Source organism: Niastella vici, assembly GCF_002077945.1.
In the GTDB taxonomy this organism is placed as follows: Bacteria; Bacteroidota; Bacteroidia; order Chitinophagales; family Chitinophagaceae; genus Niastella; species Niastella vici.
The window spans coordinates 1-6699 of record NZ_LVYD01000101.1 but is presented as its reverse complement, the minus strand read 5'-3'; the positions used below and the strand labels follow the sequence as shown (position 1 = coordinate 6699).

The window sequence follows — 6699 nt, the reverse complement described above, 5'->3', positions numbered from 1 at the left end:
AAACTCTGCATTGTTGCTTACCGACTACATATGTTAATCTTAACCTTTTTGAAGCTACCTCATTTGATGAAATTGTGGATGAACTTATTCACGAGGTTAATAATGGTAAAGTAAAATTTGTTAAATCGCCCTTGTTGAAAAAGGATTTTGGTCCTTTTAAGGTGAAGTTATTTTATGCTGATTCAGAATATCCACCCAAGTGGCGAAGCTTTTTGGAACCGATATTGGATAAAAGATCAACTCTTGCCCAGGTTGAAAATATAAGTTATTCCTATGTCTGCTTTGTCGGTCTTGAAGAAAATATTTATGCCGTTACAGGCGGTTTTGCAGGTCAGAAGGTAAATAGGTTTATGATTCCGGATTTTGGATTGGAAATTTTGGTAAGGGTATTTAGCAGTGATAGTAGAGTTGTTAAGAATATTCAGGATCGCGGTTTAACTGGAAATCTGCTTGCTCAGACAAAATTTTATAGGGGTGATCAGCGTTTTTCCGATGAAAACCAGTTTGGAAAAATATTTAAGCAAGTACAAGCTGAGTTAAATAAAGAGTTATTAAAAAACATATTCGGATTTACAGACGAACAACTTAAACGGAATAAATCTGTGTGTATGGCTAAAGATTCATTTCAGATTCATAAAGCCATAGATTTTGATATGATGTTATCATTAGTGAGTAAGATTGCTGATCTCATGAAAAAGCAGCCTAAATTCTCACTTAATAAAGTCGAGCATATATCACGTAGAAAACCGCAAAATGAAGAGCTTTTAAACGAGCTTGACTTGTGGGTGCAAAACACTTTATACAACGCATGTAAAAGTGGTCATGATGCTGATGTGGATTTCTGTCATAAAAAATTTGAAGATTACTTTAATGCTGATTCTATAGAAATAATTATAGATAACGGTGACCCTATTGAAATTTCAAGACACTCAAGTTTCTCGGATATTGTAAAATACTTGAAAGACTCCGACAATTATATCGATGATGATGAAGGGCTTTTTAAAGCAAGCGTATTAAGTAGAAAAGTTGTTACATATGATAGTGAAGGTATAGTTCTAACGTCGGGGTCTGTTTTTCACCATATTCATGGCGAGTTCAGTTATAAAAATAATACATATTTTTTATTAGATGGGGAATGGTACTTTATAAAGCCCAAATTTATTAATGATTTAAATATCGAATGTTTAGAAATGCTAAAATATGCATGGGATATAAAGATTCTCACTGAACCATTCGAATTAAAGAGGCGCGAAAGCACATATAATCAAAAATATATCAATAAACCAAATTTTTTCGTATTTGATACTATTACTCCTGACAATATTGAGTCATGTGATATTATGAAATACGACAATAACTCAATTTATCTGATCCACGTTAAAAAGGGATTTAATAATTCAATAAGAGACTTAACATCACAGATCAATATAGCAGCAAAAAGAATTCAGGAGGATTTGCGAACAGGGTATGGGTATATTGAACGTGTTGAACAACAAACACGGAGAAGTAAGGTAGATTGCCTGAAGAAACAACAATTCCCCAAGAATGGAATTGCTTCTTTATTTAAGGATAAAGCACCACAACAGATAATTTTTTGTCTAGCCTTCGTAGATAAAGCCAGTTCGAAACGTAGTCTCAAAGAGGAAATAAATAAATTCAACTCAAATATTGCCAAGTTTTCACTATTAGAGTTGAAAAGAGAGCTTTATGCAATGGGGTTCGGGTTTAAGATTATACAATTAACTACTGAGTGAAATCTATCCACTGAAAGAGGGACGTATTCAATCAAGAATTAATTACTCAGCTTGAGTACCAAAAAAATAATTTCAACAGTAACCACGAGGGCAATTCATAACTCATTGATTCTTTCATTTTACAGTTGATCTATGCCGATAGCTATCGGTAGCGCTACGGGTGTTGACGGAAATACCACTCAAAAAAGCGAAATAATTCAGCGCGGGGGTATAGAACATCTTTACTTTTTCTATCTTTTTCAAGCAACTTCGCGTTAGGTATTGCAGCGTCTCTAATCAGATGTCTGAAATTTCTGTAAAGACCTGCCTGAATTAAAAACTTTTCGGATTTATTATAATTCTCAATTCTGTCCGGCTTGCAAATCTGTTTGGATACTTCGTCACAATTGGTAAATAATCTGCCTGTATTCAGAAAATGTAAAAGAATCCATATTTCAGTACACGGATTGTTTTCCAAAACAATTACACCTTCACGCTCTGTATTTTTCTTTAATTTTTCATATTTCGCTTGTTGTTTGTCCTGAATTATTTTATCCATGTCTATTAAAGCAAAGACAGTGTCATATCCTGAGGATAATTCAATAGCCTTATCTAACACGCCCATAAAGCTGCCAATTTTTCGAGGGAAGTCCGGATAAATTGCCAAATTTTTTGGCCTATCCGTATCTCTCAAATCCGAAAAATAAATCCTCTCCATTTGTCCATCTCCGACTATCGCAACCGTTTTTCGTTCAGGAAATCCTTTTGTTCTTCTTGGCATTCCTATTTATTATTATCTATATAAGGAGATCCTAAATTGGGTTTAGCTCCCAAGCGTCCTGTTTTGTATGCCTTTTGGATACTCGAATCCTTTCTCAACGTATTACTATCAAAATCTGCCGCTGAATAAAGATTTATGGAGCCGGTATCTTGCTTTTCACAAAGCCATAGAGCATCACGCCTTATAAAATCTTCATTATCGAGTAAGGCTGTACTATGTGTAGTGATAAGCAATTGCGATTTCTTAGAGTTCAATAAAAACACCTGTAAGTAATATTTCATCAAATCTGGATGAAGAGATGTTTCTAATTCATCGATACACAACATGCGGGGATAGTGAACGACATCGTACAAAGGACCTGACAGACCAAAGTATTTTTTTGTACCACTACTCTCACTTTCATAAGGAAGAGTAAACGTTTTTGTATCCGTTATTTTATGAATAAAGTTAATTTCATGGAACAAAGGTTTCTCAAGACTAGCTTTAGGTAAAAAACTAACAAATCTGTTACGCAATTCCTGAGTTGACAACCTATAGGTTGTCCCTCTTATAACTGTGTTACGATTCAAACTTCCCTGGAGCATCTTATTAAGCCCTTCTTCATAACTTCCGACTTTAACCTCCATCAACTGGCTATCCGCTTTGTTCAAAAGTGTATTGATCCAAACGTTAGCTTGGGGATCTCTTTCAATTAGCCTCGAAGTAAATTCATTAAGCATATGGTTGGAAGTAATTAGCCCAAAGAAGAATGAAATGAACCACTTATTCAGGGCTTCCAACTCGGGAATATCTACATTAGTTTTTGCGTAAGCACCCAGAACTGTATTATTATGCAAAGTGTTGCTCTCTAGCAAATCCTTTTCCCTAGCGGGCACTTTAATTTTACTCCCAAAATCAATCTTAGAAAAACGTTTCTTTAAGTCTGTCGATCTTGAAAAAAGTTCAGTTGGCTTTTTGGTTTGATAAAATGCCAACTTTTCGGAAACAATAGAAGTCTTAGTAAACTCTAAATTATATATGTATCGAATGTCGGAGACATAAAAAGCTAATTCTAAAAAAGAATGTTTAGAGTACGGCCTATCACAAAATAAAAACGGCTCAAAGTCTAAAACTTCTTCCTTTTCATTCTTTGGATGAATTAATAAATATCTTAAAAATTCAAATGCATTAAGGATAGTTGTCTTTCCGGATGCATTGGCTCCATAAATGTAAATGAGCTTGATGAGCTGTATTTTGTCTGGCATTTCGACAACGTAGTCGTCTAGACCATTAGAATCGGCTACCTCGAAATTTATTTCCATTTCATCCTTAATCGGCCCAAAATTCTTTATTTTTAGATAATGGATCATTATTTTGCTGCTTTTTGCGGGAATTTCTCAAATTTACTAAAAATAATTCAAAATTACGAGTTTTTAGACTCGTATGTGTAGTGAAAGCGCAAAGCCATCTCCTGACAATTTTATTAAAAATCAGCCTAAGAATTGGTAGGCCCTTTTCTGTAATAACTCGTTAAATTGGGTTTATAACCAAAGGTCTGATTCCTGTTCAAAGCACGATAGATCTCGTAGATATGTAGGATTGAAAGTAGAAAAATTGACGTTATGAGCATAATAAAATCTTCAGGTGTTACTTCAACCGAAAAGCTTTTGGCCGAGCTTTGTGAAAGTACATTTTTAAAGTTATGGTCGTACCCTAACCCCTTTAAAATGGATGGGAAAGAGCTTTGTGATGTTATGGCCGTATTTGAAAACCATGTCTTTCTATTCTTTGACAGAGAAAGTAAGAAATTTGAAAATCCAGACGGCGACATTCACGTCCAGTGGGCTAGGTGGGAAAAGGAGGTTATTCAAAAGCAAATTAAAACGGCAGCAGGTGCAAAAAGATATGTTTTGGAAAATCCTGATAAAGTTTATTTAGATTCTAGATGCTCTATTCCCTTTCCAATTCCAATCGAAAAAGAAAACTTAACGGTTCATAAAATTATTATTGCGCATGGAGCTTCAAATGCCTGCAAAAATTTCTCTCCTCAAAATATATCAGGAAGTTTGGGTATAATCTATTGTGATGAGAGAAGTTTCATGCCAACAAATCCGTTTACGGTTTTTCTGGAAAGAGAGCAACCCGTACATATATTCGATAGTTTCAATTTGGAAATCATTTTAAGGGAGCTAGATACAGTATACGATTTTAGCGCCTACCTCGCTGTCAAGGAAAAGGCAATTAATACATTAATGGGGCTATGTTATAGTGGCGAAGAAGATTTGCTTGCATACTATTACTCAAATTTTGACAACAACAAGAAGGAATATTTCATCAGTCCAAGTCAATCAAAAGCACAGTATTTATATGTTGAGGAAGGAATGTGGCAAAGTTTTATATGTAAGCCTGCATATAGTCGGAGAAACGAAGCCAATAAGGCTTCCGAATTATGGGATTCGCTTCTCCAACGAACATGCCAGAATGCTCTTGACGATACGTTAGGCGGCAATTCAAATATATTTGGAGGGCAAAGTGCCATTTTTGAAATGGCTAAAGAGCCAAGGCATTGGAGACGTACCATATCAGAAGTAATAAAGCATTCAATCGATACCTTTCCAGGCGATGGTACTCGACTTTATCGTAATCTGACCGTTTTGTCATCCTTTTATAAGGATAAAGCTTATGTCTTCTTGCAACTGCACCACCCTAATAAAGGAGATTATGAAAATGAATATAGACCCCGCAGACAAAAAATTTTAGAAGTGGCTTGTGGTATTACAAAAAATAAGTATCCGCATTTTAAAAAAATTATTGGTATAGCAATCGATGCACCGAAATTCACTGATACAAATTCTGAAGACTTCATTTTGCTTAATTGTGAAGAATGGTCTGAAATTGATAGAAAAACATATGAAGAGCTAAATAAAGGTTTTAATTTCTTAGAAACTTCAAGTTTAAATAAAAGTATTATTCGAACTAATGATTTTCCAGCGGATAACATTACAATCAAGCCAGCCAAAATTGGCAGAAATGATCAATGCCCTTGCGGCTCTCAAAAGAAATATAAGAAATGTTGCTTAAACTAATATTCAGAACACCCATTGTTGTCTCGACAATGTAAATGATATGAGGAATCCTTATCAGTATTCCGACAAAATCAAGATTTCGAATGTTTTCAACCTTTCCTCAAAAGATTGCTTTATTTGCGCAAGGAGAGTATCAACCCGGTCAAGTAACACCATTACCTGTTCCTGACTAATTTCATAATCAGGGCGATACCTTGCATCAACATAAGCAGCATTCAGCAAATTGAATAATTCCTTTTCTTGGTCTGTATTTTTAGGAAAAATGGTATCCAGACCAGGTGCGCAAAAGCAGGAATGTCTTATCAACGATTTCAAATTATGTCCGTAAGTGGTCAGTGCTGTGAGGGAAGTCAATAATGCTCGTAGAGCATGTTCGGTTGCCTGATGCAATAAAAAGGCAGCCTGTTTGTACTGGCTAGAGGTAGCAAAGTATTCTGCACCGTCAAGGTATGATTTCGCGTTATGGTAAGCCTCAATAAAAATGTTTCGCGCTTTTACTTTTATATCTGTAATATCAATGATGGCCTTTTCAGGCAGTGGCAACCGCTTGTTGTCATACACTTTTAAGGCATGTCTACAGACTGCGGAATAAAAAATATGGCCTGCCCGTAAATGTTTATATACTTCATTGATTTTGTTACACCAGATAAGCACTGAGCCAATTTCACTACATTTTGCCTGTACATGTGTTAGGTAATCGCTGTAAGAATATTTAGCATTGGAAGGCAAAAGTACCAGAAAATCAAACTGGGGCCGGTTCTTGCTATTAATGGTAAAACCTGACCAGAACAACTTTTCTGCGTTGGTTATGCGGATAATGGTCTCAACAACCGTCTTTAATTTTTCCTGCGAGACGATTTCAAACTGGTAAGATCCAGCTAGTCTGGTTAGGTTAACAGAATCAATGTTTTCGGCAGAATATGGGTACGTTTCAAAAACGGGCTTTTTTGATTCTTTTTGTTTTTCATTGATAATGTGGGCTGCTTCTACTAATTTTTCTATTTTTTCATAAATTGTTACCAATAGTTCGCGGTCCCGTCTATGTAAATCATGGGTATAATTTCCGATAACTGTTGTTTTAAAAAACTCCCATAGCAGTTCCCGAATCCGGGGTAGGTGC

General features: G+C 35.4%; 5 protein-coding genes. 2 read left to right on the top strand and 3 right to left on the bottom strand.

Annotation, left to right across the window (positions count from 1 at the left end):
- Nucleotides 1–1754 (top strand): DUF6119 family protein (locus A3860_RS34670; protein WP_173820312.1); only part of this gene is annotated, 1754 nt, incomplete at its 5' end.
- Nucleotides 1755–1908: 154 nt separating this feature from the next.
- Here A3860_RS34670 and A3860_RS34665 read toward each other — a convergent pair.
- Together A3860_RS34665 and A3860_RS34660 are read right to left on the bottom strand one after the other, a co-directional pair.
- The gene (locus A3860_RS34665; protein WP_081155185.1) at nucleotides 1909–2514 is read right to left on the bottom strand and encodes an RloB family protein; all 606 of its coding nucleotides are present in this window, start codon (nucleotides 2512–2514) and stop codon (nucleotides 1909–1911) included.
- A 2-nt stretch (nucleotides 2515–2516) separates the two neighbouring features.
- Nucleotides 2517–3863 carry an AAA family ATPase gene (locus A3860_RS34660; protein WP_081155184.1) on the bottom strand — a complete coding sequence of 449 codons (1347 nt, stop codon included), beginning with the start codon at nucleotides 3861–3863 and terminating at the stop codon, nucleotides 2517–2519.
- A gap of 252 nt (nucleotides 3864–4115) precedes the next feature.
- Between A3860_RS34660 and A3860_RS34655 the strand changes: the two genes are divergently transcribed.
- Nucleotides 4116–5579: an SEC-C metal-binding domain-containing protein gene (locus A3860_RS34655; RefSeq protein ID WP_081155183.1), complete on the top strand. Its 1464-nt coding sequence runs from the start codon at nucleotides 4116–4118 to the stop codon at nucleotides 5577–5579.
- 54 nt (nucleotides 5580–5633) lie between these two features.
- Here the strand turns inward: A3860_RS34655 and A3860_RS34650 are convergent.
- A partial coding sequence (locus tag A3860_RS34650) for a HEPN domain-containing protein (protein WP_081155182.1) occupies nucleotides 5634–6699 on the bottom strand: 1066 nt, incomplete at its 5' end.